Source organism: Stenotrophomonas sp. P5_B8, from assembly GCF_054049855.1.
In genome coordinates, this window is record NZ_JBFULO010000731.1 from 1 (window position 1) to 1,079 (window position 1,079).

At 65.8% G+C, this 1,079-nt stretch carries 2 protein-coding genes; both read left to right on the forward strand.

The features are described from left to right. Window positions 1-861: flagellin (locus ACXJKH_RS21085; protein WP_457322294.1), on the forward strand; the 861-nt coding region annotated here is incomplete at its 5' end. A 71-nt stretch (window positions 862-932) separates the two neighbouring features. Then, window positions 933-1,079 (forward strand): flagellin N-terminal helical domain-containing protein (locus ACXJKH_RS21090; protein WP_457322296.1); only part of this gene is annotated, 147 nt, incomplete at its 3' end.

Here is a 1,079-nt window from a genome sequence, read left to right on the forward strand (position 1 = left end):
ACCAACTCCGCCAGCGACCGCAAGGCCCTGCAGGCCGAAGTCACCCAGCTGGTCAGCGAAATCGACCGCGTCGCCAAGCAGTCCGACTTCAACGGCACCAAGCTGCTGGACGGCAGCTTCACCAGCCAGCTGTTCCAGGTCGGCGCCAATGCCGGCCAGGCGATTGCCATCAACAGCGTCGTCGATGCCAAGGCCAGCTCGCTGGGCAACGCCAAGTTTGCCGCCCCCGTCGACAGCACCGGCGACATCGCCACCATCACCGACCTGACCGGCGTCACCATCAACGGCGCCACCATCGGCACCATCACCGGCAAGACCACCGCCGAGTTTGCCGCCTCCGCCGCCGCCCAGATCAACAGCAGGATCGGCGAAGCCGGTGTCTACGCCGAAGTGGTCACCACCGCCGGCACCCCGGACACCCAGCGCCTGAAGCTGACCTCGGTCCAGGCCGACCGCGACCTGGTCATCACCGGCGCCACCCAGCTCAGCCTGGCCGACTCCACCGTCGCCGCCCCCAGCTCGGTTGCCGCCACGGCCACCTCCAGCTTCGTGCAGGACCTGGACGTCTCGTCCTACGTCGGCGCGCAGAAGGCGCTGGAAATCGTCGACAAGGCGTTGGAGTCGGTCAACAGCGTGCGCGCCGACCTCGGCGCCATCCAGAACCGCTTCACCTCCGTGGTGGCCAATCTGCAGACCTCCTCGGAAAACCTGTCGGCATCGCGCAGCCGCATCCGTGATACCGATTTCGCCAAGGAAACGGCGGAACTCACCCGTACCCAGATCCTGCAACAGGCCGGCACCGCGATGCTGGCCCAGGCCAACYAGGTTCCACAGAACGTGCTCAGCCTGTTGCAGCGCTGACATGAGCCGCTCCTGAAGCACGTCAGGAGCGTCTAACCCATCGTACGTGCACTGCTCAAGGACCTCTCCTCATGGCACAAGTCATCAACACCAACACGATGTCGTTGAATGCTCAGCGCAACCTGAGCACCAGCGGCAGCTCCCTGGCCACCACCATCCAGCGCCTGTCCTCGGGCTCGCGCATCAACAGCGCCAAGGACGATGCGGCCGGTCTGGCC